Here is a 17783-nt window from a genome sequence, read left to right on the forward strand (position 1 = left end):
TCTGATCCAGGACGAGCTAATGAGCTAGCTCTTGACTTAGCAGTCTGCACAAAACAGAAATGGCTTGCGTGCGTTAACTAGCTAGGAATCCCACGGCTTTAGCCGTGTTGGAGGCTCAATATTATTATGAACCTGCACGAAGAACTGGCGGTTCCTTATTGATCCCGCTGCAATGCCGCATGTTTGCCTGCGGTGTATCCCGTGGAGAAGGCGGCGGTAATATTGTATCCTCCGGTATACCCATGAATATCAAGTACCTCGCCGCAAAAATAGAGCCCCTGCATCAGCTTCGATTCCATCGTTTTGGGATCAATCTCCTTGAGATTGACGCCTCCGCCAGTAACAAAAGCTTCCGCCAGCGAACGGGTGCCATGCACATGAACAGGCATCCGCTTCAGCAGGGCCGCTATCGCCTGTTGTCCGCTTTTGGGCAACTGATGGCCGGTGGTGTCGCCGCTCAGCCCCGCTTTATCCAGCACCAGCGGGATAAGGCGTTCCGGGAGCAGCCCCTTCAGCGAATTGCGGATCGCTTTCCTCTGCTCCAGCTCCAGCTTGCCCTGCAACTGTGACTCCACTTCATGCTGATTGAGATCGGGGAACAGGTCAATGGACAGCTCCACGGTGTCTGTCCCTGTTTTGCGCTGAACCTGGCGCAGAAATTGGCTGCAGCGCAGCGCAATTGGCCCGGACAGGCCAAAATGGGTGAAAATCATGTCGCCCCGGTGCGAGACCACCTTCTTCCCTTTGGGATTCCAGACCGTAAGTGTTACATCGCGCAGAGAGAGGCCTTGGAGCTCCCCCGACTTGATCCATTCCTCCCGTGAGACAATGGGGACTTCTGTTGGGAAAAGCTCGGTAATGGTGTGCCCTGCGGCAATGGCCCACGGGTATCCATCTCCTGTAGAGCCAGTCTGTGGCACGGATTTGCCGCCGGTGGCGATTACAACAGCGCCCGCGGCCAGCTTATTCCCCGAGGATAAAAGAACGCCTTCCACCCGGCCATCTCCATACAGCACTTCCCGCACCGGACTATCCGTTATGATCTGTACGCCAAGACTGCGAACCTTGCCTACAAGTGCGGAGACGACGCTTGAAGCCTTATCGGAGACGGGGAACATTCGGCCGTTGTCCTCTTCTTTCAGGGCAATGCCAAGCTCCTCGAAGAAATTGATAATATCAAGATTGTTGAAGTGATCAAACGCGCTGTACAAAAAACGGCCGTTGCCGGGAATATGGGCGATCAGCTCGGAGGTTTCCTTGACGTTGGTCACATTGCAGCGGCCACCGCCGGATATCCCCAGCTTCCGTCCCAGCTTGGCCCCTTTATCCACCAGCAGAACGGCGGCTCCGCGCTCGGCTGCGGCGATACTGGCCATCAGGCCGGAAGGCCCCCCTCCAATGATGATCACATCGTAGTTGCTCATGAATATGCTCCTTTACATGTTAAGGCACTGTGAATTCGGTGCTTCTCTAACCGCATCATACCATTACGGCAGCGGATGGGCCAGGGCTGCGGGGGTGACGCTGTTTTACATTGTCAGGATAGCGCGGGTATGTTTTAATTTAAGAGAATAGGGTAATTTGTCCAATTTGAGGAGTGATTGCAATTATTTATGCTGTAAAGGATATTTTATTGCAAATCTCGGCTGCGTGCTCCTTTTTGTTCATGTTTCAGTGGTGGCTGGATCAGAGCCACATTGTCCGCAGGAAACACAGATTCCCGGACGACCAGTCATTTTTGATCATCTGCTGTGCGCTTAGCATTGTGTTCTGCATGGTTCTGTCCACTACTCTGTTTGGAGTCGTCTATCTGAATTTAGCGATTTTACCGGCCTATATCGGCATTCTATACGCAGGCTTCCGCTCGGGGATCAGCCTGGCTGGTTTTTTTCTGCTCTGCACGGCCTTATTCTCCGAGCCGCCCGGAATCACCAATCTGGTGCTGAATACAGGAGTGTTGTTCTACCCGCTATTGTTCGCTATCGCCAAATCTTTTAAGAAGGGCACACTTATGGAGAAGATCGGCATGTTATGGAGTGTTCTGTTCCCGAGCATGCTGTTTATTGTGCTTGCGCCCAAAATGTACGACAGGAGGATATCAAATGCCTATACGAGTGAAATGCTTCTGTTAATCATATATTTTCTGGTCTCGGTTATCCTGGGAGGGAGCTTTGTATATTTTATAGAGACCGCCTGGGACAGGCTGCAAATCAAGGAACAATTGAAGGGGATCTCTGAGAAATTCGAACGTGAATCAGAAAAGCTGCAGCAGATCACCAATGTGGTACCGCTTAATATTATGACACTTGATGATAACGGCTATGTAACAGACCTTAATGAATGTATGCTGAACCTGATCAGGTGCCACTATCCCCAGATCACCAGAGAAGCCATTATTGACCGGCCGGCCAGTCAGTTGATCCGCAATCAAATGGATGATACGATACGGCGTCTCTCGGAGACCGCCAATAATAAACAACGGTGCAGTGAGAAGATTATTTATGATTCCAGGACCTATCATGTATTCTCTGCTCCTCTGCAGCATGGAATCGGGGGAGGACCAGGCGGAAGAGTGGTGATTGTCCAGGATCTGACGGATGAAGAGAAATTCCGCAGCGAGCTGGATAACGTGGAACGGCTAACCCTGGTCGGGCAGATGGCGGCTGGAATCACCCACGAAATCCGCAACCCGATGGCGGTTGTGCGCGGATTTCTGCAGCTAATGCGGGAGAAAAGCCCCGGGGAGCTGGATTCGTATTATCAGATTGTAATGGAGGAGCTGGACCGGGCCAACGGAATCATCAATGATTTTCTATCATTGGCGCAGAGCCGGATTTCGGATAAAGAGACTGTGCAACTGCATCATATAATAGAAGAGCTTACTCCGCTTCTCTGGGCGGATGCCAATCTTCGCGGCCAAAGCGTGGAGCTGAGATTATGCCCGTCGCTGCCGCTGCTCCAGTTAAATAAAAGAGAAATCAAGCAGCTCATTCTCAATCTGGCCCGCAACGGCATGGAGGCGATGGAGGCCAAGGGGGTGCTGATTCTGGAGACACGGATAAATGCGGACCGGGCAGAGCTGATTATACGGGATACAGGAAGCGGCATTCCCCAGAGTCAGCTTGAAAAGCTGTTTGTGCCTTTTTTTACAACAAAAAGCCAGGGGACGGGCCTCGGATTGCCGCTGTGCTTGAGCATCGTCGAACGGCATAATGGCACAATCACGGTGGACTCCCAGGAAGGCGCAGGCACGGCGTTTACTGTGGCATTACCATACGGGCAGGAATACAGAATGGAAGCCGCAACTGCAAAGGAATAAAGACATGTGTACAGCCTTCACGTTATGCAGGACGGACGAGCCCTTTTTGTTTGCTTTCACAGAGTATGTATGTATAATAAAGTTAGTAAAATTTAATGGATTAAAGGAGAGTGCTAAGAATGTCCATGTCATTCAATCAATATATGAGAGATTCCATTCAGCCAATGCGTGATGATCTGACAAGCATCGGGTTTCAGGAGCTGTTAACTCCAGAAGAGGTGGAAGCCGCTCTTCCTACCGCTAAAGGAACTTCACTTGTTGTCATCAATTCCGTCTGCGGGTGTGCCGCCGGCCAATGCCGTCCCGGTGTAGCCCAGGCGCTGCAGAATGAAATCCTGCCGGATCACTTGTTCACCGTATTCGCCGGACAGGAGAAGGAAGCGACCGCGAAAGCGCGCGAGTACTTTGCTCCATATCCGCCTTCTTCGCCTTCCATCGCTCTAATGAAGGATGGGGAGCTCGTTCATTTCATTGAACGTCATGGGGTAGAAGACCGTTCGGCTGCTGAAATCGCCGCTGAGCTGAAGGATGTATTCAACCGTCTGTGCCAATAAAATAGTGCGGTATGGTAGGTCTCGCAGGCAACCGGAAGTCCGGCGGTCTGCGGGATCTTTTGTTTTTGTTGAAGACGATGAAACGGGGTGTATCTGGTGAGTATGCAGGCAGAGATTATAGCCGCCCTTGGGGTAAAGCCGTCCATTACGGTGGAGGCGGAGGTGCGCAGACGTGTGGATTTCTTGAAAAAGTATGTGCTGGAAGCCGGGGCAAAAGGACTGCTGATCGCCATCAGCGGCGGGGTGGACAGCGCGGTGGCTGCAGGACTGTGCAAGCAGGCGACGGATGAGCTGACCGCAGAGGAAGGCAAGGAGTATATCACGCTTGGCGTCTTCCAGCCTTATGGCGTTCAGGAGGATATCGGGCACAGCTATGCGGTGGCTGAGGCTTTTAAGCTGACCCATACGGTGGAGACCAATATTGAGGATACTGTTAACGAGATTGCGCTTGAGGTTGAGCACAGCCTGAAATCGCTGGGGCAGTACCGCCACCTGACACATCAAGGCAAAGGCAATGTAAAAGCGAGAACCCGCATGGTGATGCAGTATTCGCTTGCCTTCGAGAACAATCTGCTGGTAGTAGGGACAGACCATGCTTCCGAAGCTATAACCGGATTCTATACCAAGTGGGGGGATGGTGCAGTGGATATTACGCCGCTAAGCTCCCTGAACAAACGTCAGGTGCGCCAGTTGGCTGAATTTCTTGGAGTGCCTGCGGATATTGTGACCAAAGCACCGACGGCAGGCCTCTGGCCGGGACAGACAGATGAGACCGAGCTGGGCGTTACCTACGATGACAACAGTGATTATCTGGAGGGCAAGCCGGTAACCCCCAAAGTGGCGGAGAAGCTGGAAGGCTTCTACCGGAGAACCGCGCATAAGCGGAATGCGATTCCAGGCATCTAAGGGCTTGTGACAAAAGAACCGCCGGGGAAGCTGTGATTCTTCGCAGATTTTGCGGCGGTTCTCTATGTGCCGGCTACCCGGCTAATGTGCGGCTGATGAACTCTTCGGTTGCGGATATCGCCTGCTCCAGTTGTGGTGTGGCTCCGGCAAAAGGATGGACGGTGCCGAAGGTGTGAGTACCGCCAGGTATTCTCACCCAGTTGATATCCGGGCGGAGCTTGACGAGCTGTTCTGATCCGCGCTGCAGCTTCTCGCCGTCCTCGCTTCCCTGAATCAGAACGACCGGGAAGCTGGCTTGCTTCATCCGCTCCAGTATATTGTACCGCTCTGCCTGCTGCTCCAGATCCTCCATGATCACGGCATCCAGCGGCATCTGCTGGCCTGTCCGTCCATTAAGCACATGCGTCCGGCCCTTTTCTCTCATTTCACGCTTCTGCTCCTCCGTGAGCAGGTCGAGATTGGTTACGCCGTTCCAGGAGATGACACCGGCAATTTCATCCGGGTGGTCCAGGGCGTAAACCAAGCTGACGCCGCCCCCTAGACTGTGTCCGAGCAGGAATACCGGCAGACTTCCGAACTTGTGGTGCTGGCTGAGATAGGAGAGCAGAATCTCCATATCCTTGATCTCGCGCTGGGTGGTATTGCGGGCGAACTTCTCAAGCTCGGTGAAATTCTGCAGGTCCTCGCCGATTCCGCCATGCGAGAAGTTGAAGCTGATCACCTCATGCTCACGGCTCAGCGCAGCGGCGGCGTAAGGGAACATGCCCCAATCCTTAAAGCCCTTGTATCCGTGTGCAATAACAATAAGGCTCTTGGCAGCGCTTTGGGCAGGGAAATGGGAGCAGCGGAGGAACGCATCCTCGCCGGCAGGCAATTCAAAATTACGGATCATGGGGGTATCTCCCTTTTTATAAAATATAAGAACAGGCCCGGAATAGACTTTGGCGGTTTTTTCTTTTAAGATAGCAGAAAGAATGCGCTAAGACTATCATTTATAGCATTTACGAACCTTGTTTATTGGTTATCTTTGTAAAGAACATTCAGGAAGATCATACCATTACTATCCCTGTTAAGGATAGAAGGTATATTATAGCGGTTAACGACTGCACGTCCATGAGGAGCGTGGAATTTTTGATTTACGGAATCGGACATGATGTGCTGGAAATTCAGCGGATAGCAAGTATAACCAGCCGGGGGCTCGGCTCCAAATTTATCTCCCGCATTCTAACGGAGCAGGAGCTTATGCTGGCTGAGCGGCGGGGCGGGAATGCAGCGGAATTCATCGCCGGACGTTTCTCGGCCAAAGAAGCAGTGGTGAAGGCGCTTGGCTGCGGAATCGGACGCGAGGTGGGGTTTCAGGATATCGAGATTCTGCCTGATGCGCACGGCAAGCCTGTAGCCGCACTCTCGGAAAAGGCGTGGGCCCGGCTTCATCTGACGGAGCGGGAGTATACTATTCATCTTACAATTACACACAGCCGCGATCTGGCTTCGGCGTTTGCTGTGGTGGAACAAATAAATTAACGGCAAGGAGAAAAATGATGACAACGCATGAACAGCAGGAGCAAGGGCAGCAGGATGCCAAGTTGTTTTTCAGCCGCTATCTGCTGGAATGGTATCAAGGACAGAAACGGGATTTGCCCTGGCGGCGCCACCGCAATCCATACTATATCTGGATTTCAGAAATCATGCTGCAGCAGACGAGGGTGGATACGGTTATTCCTTACTTCAACCGCTTTATTGAGCGTTTCCCTACGGTAGAGTCGCTTGCTGATGCGCCGGAGGAGGATGTGCTGAAGTGCTGGGAGGGGCTGGGCTACTATTCGCGTGCCCGGAACCTGCAGCATGCAGCAAGGCAGGTGAAGGAGCAATACGGCGGACAGGTCCCGGATGACCGCGATGCCGTATTTGGCCTCAAGGGGGTAGGCCCCTACACCGCAGGGGCCATTCTCAGCATTGCCTTCAACCGGCCTGAGCCTGCGGTGGACGGCAATGTCATGCGGGTGCTGTCCCGTTATTTCCTGATCGAGGACGATATCGCCAAGGGACCCACCCGCGTGAAAATGGAGCGCCTGGCGGCAGAGCTGATCCCGGAGGGAGAGGCCTCGCATTTCAACCAGGCGCTGATGGAGCTTGGCGCGCTGGTCTGCACGCCGAAATCACCGCGCTGCCTGCCCTGCCCGGTGATGAAGCACTGCGCCGCGCGGCTGGCGGGCTGCGAGACCTCGCTGCCCGTCAAGACCAAGGCCAAGCCGCCGCGCCCGGAGGAGCGGCTGGCGGCCCTGGTGGAGGGCCGCGGCGCACACGCGGGCCGGGTGCTCATCCGGCAGCGGCCATCCAGCGGGCTACTAGCCCGCATGTGGGAGCTGCCGCACTGGCCTGCGCCGCCTGCGGAGGGCGGCAGGGCTGGGGCGCTGCTGCCGGAGGCCGCAGCGCAGGACCGGCTGCGCCGGTCCTTGCGGCAGGCCGGGATTCTCGCCCGGCCTGAAGGGCACTGGATGGCTGCGGAGCATACATTCAGCCATATTGTGTGGACCCTGCAGGTCTACCGCTGCAGGGAAGAGGCCGCAAGCCACCTGCCTCTGGCGGCGGAAGGGCGGGCGGCTTACAACGCGGAATCTGCCGATAGCGGCAATATTCCGCCCGATTTGTTCGCCGCTGACAGCTCCATAGAGCTGTTCGCGGACGGAAGCGGGGACCCCGGGGACGGGGGAGCCATAAGGTGGATCAACCGTGAGGAAATGGCGAATTATGCTTTTCCAAACGTGTTTTTGAAGCTGCTGAACAGCTACTTTGACGAGCAGGCTGCTACGTAGTTGGGATTTTCTTTTGTCGCAGATAAGGAGGGAGTCCGAAGGGCGACGGTGTGTAGAAACAACGGCAGAAACGCCGTTGTTGAAGCCCCGGCGGCCGGTTCGCCCGGAAACAACGGCAAAAATGCCGTTGTTGAGTCCCCGGCGGCAGATCCGCCCGGAAACAACGGCAAAAATGCCGTTGTTGAAGCCCCAGAGGCCGGTTCGCCCGGAAACAACGGCAAAAACGCCGTTGTTGAAGCCCCAGCGGCTGATCCGCCCCGGAAACAACGGTAAAAATGCCGTTGTTGAAGCCCCAGAGGCCGATCCGCCCGGAAACAACGGCAGAAATGCCGTTGTTGAAGCCCCTGCGGCCAGTCCGCCCGGAAACAACGGTAAAAATGCCATAAAAAAACAACCCCGACCTCCACTTACCGTGGATTTCGGGGTTGTTTTTGAACAGAGATTTATTTTGCGCTATCGTAGCGTTTGCCGACTTCTTCCCAGTTTACTACATTCCAGAAGGCTTTGATGTAGTCAGGGCGTTTGTTCTGATAGTTCAGGTAGTACGCATGCTCCCATACATCCAATCCGAGGATCGGAGTTGCGCCTTCGCTGATTGGGCTGTCCTGGTTCGGTGTGCTGGTAACCGCCAGCTTGCCGTCTTTAACAACGAGCCATGCCCAGCCGCTGCCGAAACGGGTAGTAGCCGCAGCAGCGAAATCTTCTTTGAATTTGTCGAAGCCGCCGAGCTCGCTGTCAATTGCAGCAGCCAGTGCGCCGGTTGGAGCGCCGCCGCCATTTGGTCCGATAACTTCCCAGAACAAAGTGTGGTTGGCATGTCCGCCGCCATTGTTGCGAACGGCAGTGCGGATAGCTTCCGGTACAGCGTTCAGGTCTGTGAGAAGCTCGTCGATGCTCTTGTTTTGAAGTTCAGGTGCCTTTTCCAGAGCGGCGTTCAGGTTCGTCACGTATGTGTTGTGGTGTCTGTCATGGTGAATTTCCATTGTCAATGCGTCGATGTGCGGTTCAAGAGCGTTGTTCGGATAAGGAAGTGCCGGTAATTGAAATGCCATGGAAAAATCCCTCCTGAGTATATTGTATTTGATTTGATAATCCTAATGGATCCTATAGGTTATTTACCCGATAAGATACTTTTATTAAACCGTATTTGGAACAATAATGCAACACTAAACAAACAATAATGTTTAAAAACTATGGATCAACCGGATCTGACTGTAAGTGTTAACGCTGTGTTAATGTTATAGCATTCCGTCACCGGACCGCGTTTACCTCTGATTAATTTCCTGATTATGAAATTTGTGTAATCAAATCTAATGTAATCGCTTTATATTAAGCGCTTTCAAAAGAAAAATGGTGATAACACAAGAAAAGTATGCTTTAATAGACTTAAAAGCAGGTATTCCTCGTTTTTTGGTGATTGAAGAAGCTGCTGACCTCCTTAACATTAGGTTAATACTTCTCTGATCATACAAAAGCTTTTGGGAATGATGGATTCGCCGATTTCCTCGGGCTGGCGTCCATGTTGCTTTTCTTTGCTGTTTCCTCTACACACCGTCGTTACGGGAGCTTCCTTCTTTTTGTTAAATTCTAAGCCATAGAAAAGGGAGATTTTAAAGAATGCACGTTCGTTCCTTTCAATTAAGCGACGTTACCCCTGTAACTGAACTACTGCAGACCGCATTATCGGAAGAATGTTTCGAGAGCACTATGGAACCTTTCTCCAGGCAGCTTTCATGGGATTCTGATCTCATTGTAGTTGCCGAAGATGAAGGAGAGATTGTTGGTGCGCTGATTGGTACGATTGAGAAGAATCACGGCTGTTATTTCCGCATTGCCGTCCATCCCGATTACCGCCGCAGAGGAGTCGGCAGAGGTCTTGTATCGGCGATGGAGCACAGATTCCAGGCGCGTAAGGTCAGCGGTATTTTTGTAGCCGTTGATGAGCATAATTCCTTTGCGCTGCCGCTGTATGAAGCAATGGGTTATGACGAGAACCACATCTTCAAATCCGTACGGAAGCTCAGCATTGTCGGATAACGATCTTCGATATCGGTACTGCGTAAGCGGAAACATTTACTAGAATAGAGAACTATAGCGACCTGTACGACTGCATGATTGCCCGAGTGATTGATGCCTAGGCGCGTACTTGCATAGTCTGTTTCATTATACTGAAGCATATCCACCGTCCATTGCAAATGGCTGGGAGATATGCTTTTCTATTGTTATGGATTAGAAATTCCAATTGAAGCTAGAGGGTGGACTATGAACCGGGAGCTTGAAGGAAATTCCTTGCGGAGCCGCAAGCAAAGATACCGATCCGTTACACATCAGCGTCCCGGATTGCTGCCTGGAAAAGGCTGGATCGCGGAACTGCGGGATTGGATCATTACCGCCGCTATAGTATTTGCAATGATGTCGCTGCTCAACATTTATGTGTTCAATATCTCCACCGTTGTAGGCCAGTCCATGCAGCCGACGCTGCTGGAGGGCGAGAAGCTGATTATTAACAAAATAATTTTGGCGTTTGCCAGTCCCCATCGGGGGGATGTTATTGTTCTGCATGACCCCAGCACCGGACCGGACCGCAAGGAATATTTGGTGAAACGGATCGTCGGGGTACCCGGAGATCGTGTCGAGGTGCGGGGCCATAAGCTGTATGTGAACGGCAAGCTGGCTGACGAGCCTTATGTGGATTCGGAAATAGAGGACTCCGATTTCTCTCAGCTTACTGTGGAAGAGGGAACCTACTTTGTGATGGGCGACAACCGGCATGCCGGAGCCAGCAAGGATAGCAGGTATTTTGGCGCTGTTCCGCAGAACCGTATTGTCGGCAAGGCTGCTTATATCTGGTGGCCTTTTAACAAAATGAATGCATTATAAAGGGAAGGAGAAGGCGGAAATGAATAATAACATCCAGGCATCTTACGCTCCCCCGCCTTCGAAGTGGGAAGATCTCAAAGCTGAAATTAAGGCAGCCGCACCGGCGCTCGGTATTGACGATATCGGGTTTGCTACTGCGGAGCCGTTTTTATATTTGAAAAATATTCTTCAGGAGCACCGCGATAACGGCTATGAATCCGGTTTCGAGGAGCCTGATCTGGACAAGCGGACCATCCCCGCCTTGAAGTCCGGTGAGCAGCCGCAGTCTATCCTCGCCATCGCCGTAGCTTATCCATCCAAAATGCAAGACCCGCCCAAGTCGGAGCCGGGTGCACGCCGGGGAATTCTGGCCCGGGCCTCCTGGGGCAAGGATTATCATCATGTGCTGCGGGAGGCACTGGCGAAGCTGGAAATGTTCATCCGGGAGCGGGTCCCGGAAGCGGAGCTGGACAGCATGGTTGATACGGGTGTGCTTGTAGACCGGGCGGTAGCTGAACGTGCGGGAATCGGCTTCAGCGGGAAAAATTGCAGCATCATCTCCCCCAAATGGGGCTCATGGATCTATCTTGGGGAGATGGTGACGAATATCCCGTTCCCGCCGGATGTCCCGGTGCAGGAGGGCTGCGGGGACTGCACGAAATGTATTGACGCTTGTCCGACCGGGGCGCTGGTAGGTCCGGGAGAGCTGAATGCCCAGGCCTGCATCTCCTACCTTACGCAGACCAAAGGTTTCCTGAGCGAAGAGTATATGACCAAGATCGGCAACCGGCTGTACGGCTGCGATACCTGTCAGATCGTCTGCCCGCATAACCGCGGGAAGAATTGGATTCACCGCCCGGAGCTGCTTCCTGATCCGGAGATTGTGAAGCCGCTGCTGCTGCCGATTCTTGAGCTCAGCAACCGCGAGTTCAAGGACCGGTTCGGCAGCAGTGCAGCAGCCTGGCGGGGCAAGAAGCCCATTCAGCGCAATGCGGTGATCGCGCTTGGCAATTTCAAAGAGGCCGGTGCTGTACCGAAGCTGACTGAAATTGTGCTGCGGGAGACCCGGTCGGAAATGCGCGGAAGCGCGGCGTGGGCGCTTGGGCGCATCGGCGGAGCGGAAGCCCTGGCAGCGGTAGAGCAGGCGCTGCGAGGCGAAGAGGATGCCACGGTCCGGGATATGCTGGAGCGGGCGCAGGATAAGCTGCGTAAGCAGGAGGAGGTATAGGCTGTGAGGAGGGCTGTGGAAGACGCGGTGAGTACGGAGATTGCCGTCTATTATGACGAAATGGATTCCCCTATTGGCCCGCTGACGCTCTGCGCAACGGAGCTGGGTTTGTGCCTGATCAGGTTCGGGACATACGCGGAGACCGGGGCGGATATTAAGCAATGGCTCAAGCGGCAGATGGGACAGGCTGGGTTATATCAGGAGAAGGGAAAGCTGTCCGAGGCTGTACGTCAGCTAACAGCCTATTTTGCCGGAGAACTGCGGGACTTCTCGCTGCCGCTGGATATGCGGGGGACCGAGTTTCAGCGGCAGGTGTGGGAGGCGCTGCGTACAGTGGCCTACGGAGAGTCGGCCTCGTACAAGGATATCGCTGTGCTGATCGGCAATCCGCAGGCTGTGCGTGCAGTCGGCGGAGCCAATAACCGCAACCCTGTGCCTGTCATTGTACCGTGCCACAGGATCATCGGTGCGGGCGGCACACTCGTCGGGTATGCTGGCGGACTGGGGATCAAGAGCCGCTTGCTGGAGCTGGAAGCGGAGCATGGCATGCCAGGCGGAGCCTACCTCTTTTAGTGTAGAAGTACGCCCTCGGATCGAAGGATTTGACAATTGCTGTCCAGTTCTTGAAATGCTATGATATATTCGCATGCCCACAGCGGTATTGCAGACAATAGAGCACAAAGGTGGACTTTAGATGAACATTGCATTGCCAATTATTACGCTTGTCGTAGGTCTGATCGGCGGGTTCTTCATCGGTGTATATTATCTGCGCAGACAAATGACAACGATGCAGAATGATCCTGAAATGCTGCAAAAGGTCGCCAAGCAAATGGGTTATAACTTGAACGGAAAACAAATGCAGCGTGCCCAGCAGATGATGAAGAACAACAATCAGCCGGGCCGCGCTCCTGCGGCAAACAGAGGGCAGCGCCGTAAGGGAAAGTAACAGGCCCAAATAGATGAAATCAGATACGGGTACGGAAGGGGGAGGCTTCATGGGGGGCGTTAATGAATACATCAACGGCAAGGTTGCTGCGAACCGTGAGCAAATCGAGTACCACGTTGAGAAAATATTGGAATTGATCGGTGAAGACACAGGCCGCGAAGGGCTGCTGGAAACACCGGCTAGAGTTACAAGAATGTACGAGGAGATCTTCGGCGGCTATTCGATAGATCCCCGTGAGGCGCTCGGCGTGACCTTTGATGAGTCTCATGAAGAGCTGGTCATTGTAAAAGATATCGTATATTACAGTCAATGCGAGCATCACATGGCTCCGTTCTTCGGCAAAGTGCATATCGGCTACGTTCCAAGCGGAAGAATAGCCGGACTCAGCAAGCTGGCCCGTCTCGTTGAGGCGGTGAGCCGGCGTCTGCAGGTGCAGGAACGCATCACGGCGCAAATTGCCGACATTATGACAGAGGTGCTGAACCCGCATGGTGTGATGGTCGTTGTGGAAGGGGAGCATCTGTGCATGTGTGCCCGCGGGGTGAAGAAGCCCGGCAGCAAGACCGTTACTATGGCAACGCGGGGTTCCTTCCGTGAGGACGCCGCTGCCCGGGCGGAGTTTCTGGCTTTGATCAAAGAATAGAAGACAGCATATGCTAAAAAGCCCGTTCATCACTGCAAAGTGACGGATGGGCTTTTTGAATAAATATTTCTCGCTGAAACGGTACCATCCTTTTAAAGGACGGCGAAGTCATTTCTACTTGGCAGGCGGTACAAAGCACCTTTTTTGAGGCGCGCTTCTCACAGTTTGGGAAGGAAGAATAATGTGGTCAAAAAGGCTGCCAGACAAGCTTGCGGGCGGCGGCATACCGTTCGGAGACATAAGGCCAGTTGACGACCTTCCACCAGTCCTTAATATAATCTGCGCGGTTGTTCTGATGCTTGATGTAATAAGCATGCTCCCATACATCCAGGGCGAGCAGCGGAACCACATCCCATTGCGACAGGTTCTGGTGCTTCTCTGCCGTCAGAATTTCCAGCCTGCGGCTGCGCGGACTCCAGACAAGAATGGCCCAGCCTCCGCCCTCGACCTTATTCGCCGCTTCGGTGAACTGCTCTTTGAAGGCATCATAGCTGCCGAAGCTGCGTTCGATGGCATCCATCAGCGCACCGGTCGGACGGCCTCCGCCCTGCGGGGACATGACGTTCCAGAAGATCGTATGCAGATAATGTCCGGCCCCGTTAAAAGCAAGCTCACGCTCCCAATGCTTCACAAGATCAAAATCCTTGGCTTTGCGGGCCTCGGCCAGCTTGGTCTCCGCCTTGTTCAGCCCGTCTACGTAGCTTTGATGATGCTTGTCATGATGGATGATCATCGTCTTCTCGTCGATGTAGGGTTCAAGTGCATTGTAAGCATAGGGAAGCGGCGGCAGAGTATGGCCCCCAATGGGAACAGAGCCTTGTTCACGTCTTTCATCATGCTCTGCCGGGCTGCTCCAGCCCTCAAAGCCCAGTGCAGCCGCTGTATCTAGCTCTGGACGCTCTCCGGTATCCTCGCGCATCCATCCGTAAGCGTGGCCGGATAGGGTCAAGCCGTTCAGCTTGACAAGGAAATATTCCGATTCCCGGATGATATGCAGCAGGACGGTCCCGGCCAGCGGTTGGGCCTTTACGGCTGCGCTTCCTTCCATCAGAGCATATAGCTGCCGGACGAATTCCTGGGACTGGGCGCAGGCCACGTGCAGCAGCTGCTCTGTTTCGGCTGCCAGCGCCGGCTGGCCGGAGGTTGCCGGAGCCAGCCAAGCCGCCAGCAGCTGCTGTGCTGCCTGCTCCGTAGCCCCAAAGACCACGGCCCATTCATCCAGCAGTTTAACGTACGGCTCCTCCAACTGAGGAACAATGGCTTTGATTACAGCCGTATGCTCCTGCTCTTGTTTTTTCCAGAATACGATTTCTTCCAGAATGCGTACTGGCATCAGCGGTCCGTATATATCCAGCATTGCATGCAATCCTCCCGTCATAGATCTTTAACAGTTCATTCTATGTACGGGATCAGCAGCTTATGTTCTCCATATCGAATTCTTAGCGCTTCATAACAGGGTGATTCTCCAAATCCATCGGCTCTGCAAACTTAACATTCTTAAATACTTGATTTACATTCAATTGCTGTTCTACACGCAGTGGTAATGGGGACGCTGTAATCTCTTTGACGGTTATGCCGGTTGCATCGCTAAGGGTAGCCGTCAATTCAAGCTCTGTCCGGATAATTTTCAGTTCACAATCATTGTCCACTTCAATTTGCAGGAGCTTAAAAGGAGCTATATCAATAACTGCCGTGAGTCCGATTCCCTTAAACCCGTAAAGATACGTTTGTTCTGCTGCAGATGTAGCTGTATAGGTTATGTCAATGGTTCCATTTCCAATCTTAACGCGGGCCTGCAAATCCCCGATCTCCCCGGGAATCCGGGGCGCAAGCGTAAGCTCCTGATTAATCATATCCGGCCGGAACCCTAGAAAATACTGATACCACACACGCAGCTGCTCGGCATTGGACCAGGCTTGCAGGTATGCTCCCGTAAGTTTGGCCCAGCTCTGGCCTTCCTGCGGATAAGCATCCATATTCTCGCTCAGTCCCCCGACCACTCCCAAGTTCAGCGCCTGCCGGTTCATATTCTTGAAAAGCTGATAAGCAGTTTCTGTCTGACCGGCCTCGATCATACGCTGCATGGCTATGCCGTTTAACCAGAGCCACACCGTTCCATTGTGGTAAGCTTCATCTTTATGGTAAAGGCTGGTTAAGTGAAATGGATGGAAAAACGGATGTTTTTGCTCTAGTGAGGCAACCCCCCATGGATACACGAGCTTTTCCCATGCTGTACGAATCACTTCACATTTGAAGGCATCGTCTTCAATCATGTCCAAGGCAAACAATTGGTTGGGCCGCAGTGAGAATTCCGGCTCATTCTCCGAGTTCAGCCGGTCAGCCAGATAGGGATGTGCCGGATCCCTGAAATCCTCGGCAAAGTTTCTTTTGAGTTTGTCAGCGATATTGCTCCATTTCTTCGCGCTGCCGCTGTCGCCCATGTACTCGGCAAAGTATACCCCGGCTCGGAGCTGGCCAAACCAAAGCGCTTGAATGTCATTGGCCCGGGTGTCTCTGGGAGAGTAGGACACCAGATTGGCATCCCGGGCATCCATCCAGGTTTCGTTATCATCGTGCATAAGGTAGCCTTTATCGTCCACCCAATGCTTAATAGAGCCTTCTATACTGTTTTGTACCGCCGGATAAAGCTCTGTGATGACCGCCGTGTCACCCGAATATTTAACATAATCCTGTAATTGGATGATAAACCGCGGTGTCCCGTCGGTTGTATGATAGTCTACATTTTGTAAGGCAAGAATATTAGGCACCCTGCCGAAGTATTTGGAGGTTGCATCGGTGTTCTGAAACTTCGCAAAGGATAGCAGTATATTCTTAGCAGTTTCAAATTGCCCGGTCACCAGTACGGCTCCCGGAAGCGCAATAAATTGGTCTCTTCCCCAATATTCATTGAACCAGGGGAGGCCGGCATAGATCCCGTCGCCCTGCTGTCTGGTCACCAATTGGTCCATCGTTATATTTAACCAATTCAAAGACAAGGCAAGCGAATCACTGCTGCTGGCAATATACACCTTCTTCTGCAAAAAATCCTCCATACGTTTCATTCGCTCGTGCTTCATAGGGATGATGTCCCGTCTCGTCTCATGAATCATATCTGCCGCTTCGGCAGCCGTTTTGCCTACGGCTATATAGAAGCCTCCGGCGTTGGCACCGGAATAAACGATACGGTTCTTAACTTCTACCGGCTGGTTGCTTATTGCGGCAACAGCAATAACCCATCCGCCTTCTATTGACTTGAAAAAAGCGATGCCGTCACGCGGGTTCAGCAGGCTCACCTGATCTCCCAATAATTCAATCCCAATGGTTGTTTGAGCACCGGAGAGCGTAATCTCCAGCACATTTTTGTAGTCAAACATCCACAGCTCTTCTGTCAGACTTCCATGCCTGCGCACCATTTTATAGGGGTATACACAGACTTCAGCTTCTTGATTATCCAGCTTCTGTTGATCTGTAATTAAAGTGTAACCGCTGAAAATTCTGCTTTTCGCGATGTTCAATCCCTCAAAATAAGCATGCTCCACATGATTGTTGAGATGGGATTGAGTATAGTAATAAGCAGCCTCCTTATTCGTAAAGGAAATTCCACGATTCTCTTCGCGGGAAACATTTATTTTCATTTCATCCAATTTCACTATTGCTTACCTCCTGAAATATAATTTTATACGTTACTCCTTAACAGAACCCACCACGATTCCTGTAACAAAGTATTTTTGCATAAAAGGATATATCAGGAGTAATGGCAATGTGGAAATAACGATTTTGGCAGCATTCAGCGTCCGGTTCGAAATCTTGGAATATTCTATGAGCTTTTGAGGATCAGTTATATTCTGAACGTCCACGCTAAGCTGCTGGATATAAGTCTGCAAAGGGTAATTCGATGTTTTGTTGATATACACCAAAGCACTGAAGTAGTCATTCCAATGTCCGACAATCGTAAACAGCAATACAGTGGCAAGTGTAGGCAGCACCACAGGCACATATATCGTTGAGAGAATTCTCCACTGCGAAGCCCCGTCAATGGTTGCGGCCTCTTCCAGAGATTTCGGTACGGCGCGGAACGCATTCATCAGCAGAATGACATTGGCAATCGGCACAGCTCCCGGCAGAATCAAAGCCCAAATGGAATCCAGAAGATGAAGCCCTTTGACAACCATAAAGGTTGGAATAAGACCGCCGGAAAACAGCATGGCGAAAATTACAATATTCATATACACCTTCTGTGCCCGGAATTGCTTTGAGCTTTTGGATAACGGATAAGCAGCAAGAATCATCAGCACCATATTGACGATCAAACCAAGAACAACCCGTTCCACCGAGATCATAAAGGAGCGCCAGAACTGGGAGTCCGACAACAGCTTCTCATAGGAGCTTAACGTAAAATTAACCGGGAAAATACTTACCATGTTCGCGGAAGCCGCTGCGTTGTCACTGAACGAAATGGCAACCAGATTAATTAAGGGTATGAGGCAGGATAAAGAGAAAGTTAATACCAAT

At 52.3% G+C, this 17783-nt stretch carries 16 protein-coding genes and 1 pseudogene; 11 read left to right on the plus strand and 6 right to left on the minus strand.

Annotation, left to right across the window (positions count from 1 at the left end):
- Positions 1 to 155: 155 nt before the first annotated feature.
- Positions 156 to 1424 (minus strand): BaiN/RdsA family NAD(P)/FAD-dependent oxidoreductase, encoded by a 1269-nt coding sequence (locus ACX1DY_RS28405; RefSeq protein WP_458967482.1) that lies wholly within the window; start codon positions 1422 to 1424, stop codon positions 156 to 158.
- Positions 1425 to 1633: 209 nt separating this feature from the next.
- On the opposite strand from ACX1DY_RS28405, the gene ACX1DY_RS28410 reads away from it, so the two are divergent.
- From ACX1DY_RS28410 to nadE, 3 genes are all read left to right on the plus strand, one after another.
- Positions 1634 to 3319: a two-component system sensor histidine kinase NtrB gene (locus ACX1DY_RS28410; RefSeq protein ID WP_458967483.1), complete on the plus strand. Its 1686-nt coding sequence runs from the start codon at positions 1634 to 1636 to the stop codon at positions 3317 to 3319.
- A gap of 119 nt (positions 3320 to 3438) precedes the next feature.
- A complete protein-coding gene (locus ACX1DY_RS28415) occupies positions 3439 to 3873 on the plus strand; it encodes a BrxA/BrxB family bacilliredoxin (RefSeq protein ID WP_458967484.1) in 435 nt (144 codons plus the stop codon).
- 96 nt (positions 3874 to 3969) lie between these two features.
- Positions 3970 to 4779, plus strand: coding sequence for an ammonia-dependent NAD(+) synthetase (gene nadE, locus ACX1DY_RS28420; protein ID WP_458967485.1), 810 nt, complete (start codon positions 3970 to 3972; stop codon positions 4777 to 4779).
- A 73-nt stretch (positions 4780 to 4852) separates the two neighbouring features.
- Here nadE and ACX1DY_RS28425 read toward each other — a convergent pair whose 3' ends face one another.
- Positions 4853 to 5671, minus strand: a complete 819-nt coding sequence (locus tag ACX1DY_RS28425) for an alpha/beta hydrolase family protein (RefSeq protein WP_458967486.1) — start codon at positions 5669 to 5671, stop codon at positions 4853 to 4855.
- Positions 5672 to 5910: 239 nt separating this feature from the next.
- Here ACX1DY_RS28425 and acpS point away from each other — a divergent pair, with 239 nt between their 5' ends.
- The 3 genes from acpS to ACX1DY_RS28440 are packed head-to-tail and all read left to right on the plus strand — an operon-like array spanning position 5911 to position 7868.
- Positions 5911 to 6303: a holo-ACP synthase gene (acpS, locus tag ACX1DY_RS28430; RefSeq protein WP_458967487.1), complete on the plus strand. Its 393-nt coding sequence runs from the start codon at positions 5911 to 5913 to the stop codon at positions 6301 to 6303.
- A gap of 17 nt (positions 6304 to 6320) precedes the next feature.
- Entirely contained in the window at positions 6321 to 7595 is a 1275-nt protein-coding gene (mutY, locus tag ACX1DY_RS28435; RefSeq protein WP_458967488.1) for an A/G-specific adenine glycosylase, read from the plus strand.
- Between the two features lie 48 nt (positions 7596 to 7643).
- Positions 7644 to 7868 (plus strand): hypothetical protein, encoded by a 225-nt coding sequence (locus ACX1DY_RS28440; RefSeq protein WP_458967489.1) that lies wholly within the window; start codon positions 7644 to 7646, stop codon positions 7866 to 7868.
- A gap of 170 nt (positions 7869 to 8038) precedes the next feature.
- On the opposite strand, the gene ACX1DY_RS28445 is transcribed toward ACX1DY_RS28440, so the two are convergent.
- Positions 8039 to 8647 carry a superoxide dismutase gene (locus tag ACX1DY_RS28445; RefSeq protein ID WP_458967490.1) on the minus strand — a complete coding sequence of 203 codons (609 nt, stop codon included), beginning with the start codon at positions 8645 to 8647 and terminating at the stop codon, positions 8039 to 8041.
- 565 nt (positions 8648 to 9212) lie between these two features.
- Here ACX1DY_RS28445 and ACX1DY_RS28450 point away from each other — a divergent pair.
- From ACX1DY_RS28450 to folE, 5 genes and pseudogenes are all read left to right on the plus strand, one after another.
- Positions 9213 to 9632 carry a GNAT family N-acetyltransferase gene (locus ACX1DY_RS28450; protein ID WP_458967491.1) on the plus strand — a complete coding sequence of 140 codons (420 nt, stop codon included), beginning with the start codon at positions 9213 to 9215 and terminating at the stop codon, positions 9630 to 9632.
- A gap of 225 nt (positions 9633 to 9857) precedes the next feature.
- Entirely contained in the window at positions 9858 to 10475 is a 618-nt protein-coding gene (gene lepB / locus ACX1DY_RS28455; RefSeq protein WP_458967492.1) for a signal peptidase I, read from the plus strand.
- Positions 10476 to 10494: 19 nt separating this feature from the next.
- A pseudogene (queG, locus tag ACX1DY_RS28460) lies at positions 10495 to 12255 on the plus strand (tRNA epoxyqueuosine(34) reductase QueG).
- Between the two features lie 121 nt (positions 12256 to 12376).
- Entirely contained in the window at positions 12377 to 12628 is a 252-nt protein-coding gene (locus ACX1DY_RS28465; protein ID WP_019913721.1) for a YneF family protein, read from the plus strand.
- Between the two features lie 49 nt (positions 12629 to 12677).
- Complete coding sequence (gene folE, locus ACX1DY_RS28470) at positions 12678 to 13271, plus strand: GTP cyclohydrolase I FolE (RefSeq protein WP_458967493.1); 594 nt, start codon at positions 12678 to 12680, stop codon at positions 13269 to 13271.
- A 187-nt stretch (positions 13272 to 13458) separates the two neighbouring features.
- On the opposite strand, the gene ACX1DY_RS28475 is transcribed toward folE, so the two are convergent.
- The 3 genes from ACX1DY_RS28475 to ACX1DY_RS28485 all read right to left on the minus strand — a co-directional run bounded on the left by ACX1DY_RS28475 (position 13459) and on the right by ACX1DY_RS28485 (position 17692).
- A complete protein-coding gene (locus tag ACX1DY_RS28475) occupies positions 13459 to 14628 on the minus strand; it encodes a Fe-Mn family superoxide dismutase (protein ID WP_458967494.1) in 1170 nt (389 codons plus the stop codon).
- An 82-nt stretch (positions 14629 to 14710) separates the two neighbouring features.
- Complete coding sequence (locus ACX1DY_RS28480; protein WP_458967495.1) at positions 14711 to 16921, minus strand: amylo-alpha-1,6-glucosidase; 2211 nt, start codon at positions 16919 to 16921, stop codon at positions 14711 to 14713.
- A 33-nt stretch (positions 16922 to 16954) separates the two neighbouring features.
- Positions 16955 to 17692, minus strand: coding sequence for a carbohydrate ABC transporter permease (locus ACX1DY_RS28485; RefSeq protein ID WP_458967496.1), 738 nt, complete (start codon positions 17690 to 17692; stop codon positions 16955 to 16957).
- Positions 17693 to 17783: the final 91 nt, after the last annotated feature.

This window comes from Paenibacillus sp. BAC0078, assembly GCF_054483875.1.

Bases quoted from the DNA above. Each gene is read 5' to 3' on its own strand.
- ACX1DY_RS28405 (WP_458967482.1), bottom strand. From the start codon at position 1,424: ATGAGCAACTACGATGTGATCATCATTGGAGGGGGGCCTTCCGGCCTG.
- ACX1DY_RS28415 (WP_458967484.1), top strand. From the start codon at position 3,439: ATGTCCATGTCATTCAATCAATATATGAGAGATTCCATTCAGCCAATG.
- ACX1DY_RS28425 (WP_458967486.1), bottom strand. From the start codon at position 5,671: ATGATCCGTAATTTTGAATTGCCTGCCGGCGAGGATGCGTTCCTCCGC.
- mutY (WP_458967488.1), top strand. From the start codon at position 6,321: ATGACAACGCATGAACAGCAGGAGCAAGGGCAGCAGGATGCCAAGTTG.
- ACX1DY_RS28445 (WP_458967490.1), bottom strand. From the start codon at position 8,647: ATGGCATTTCAATTACCGGCACTTCCTTATCCGAACAACGCTCTTGAA.
- ACX1DY_RS28450 (WP_458967491.1), top strand. From the start codon at position 9,213: ATGCACGTTCGTTCCTTTCAATTAAGCGACGTTACCCCTGTAACTGAA.
- lepB (WP_458967492.1), top strand. From the start codon at position 9,858: ATGAACCGGGAGCTTGAAGGAAATTCCTTGCGGAGCCGCAAGCAAAGA.
- ACX1DY_RS28465 (WP_019913721.1), top strand. From the start codon at position 12,377: ATGAACATTGCATTGCCAATTATTACGCTTGTCGTAGGTCTGATCGGC.
- folE (WP_458967493.1), top strand. From the start codon at position 12,678: ATGGGGGGCGTTAATGAATACATCAACGGCAAGGTTGCTGCGAACCGT.
- ACX1DY_RS28475 (WP_458967494.1), bottom strand. From the start codon at position 14,628: ATGCTGGATATATACGGACCGCTGATGCCAGTACGCATTCTGGAAGAA.
- ACX1DY_RS28485 (WP_458967496.1), bottom strand. From the start codon at position 17,692: ATGGTAAGTATTTTCCCGGTTAATTTTACGTTAAGCTCCTATGAGAAG.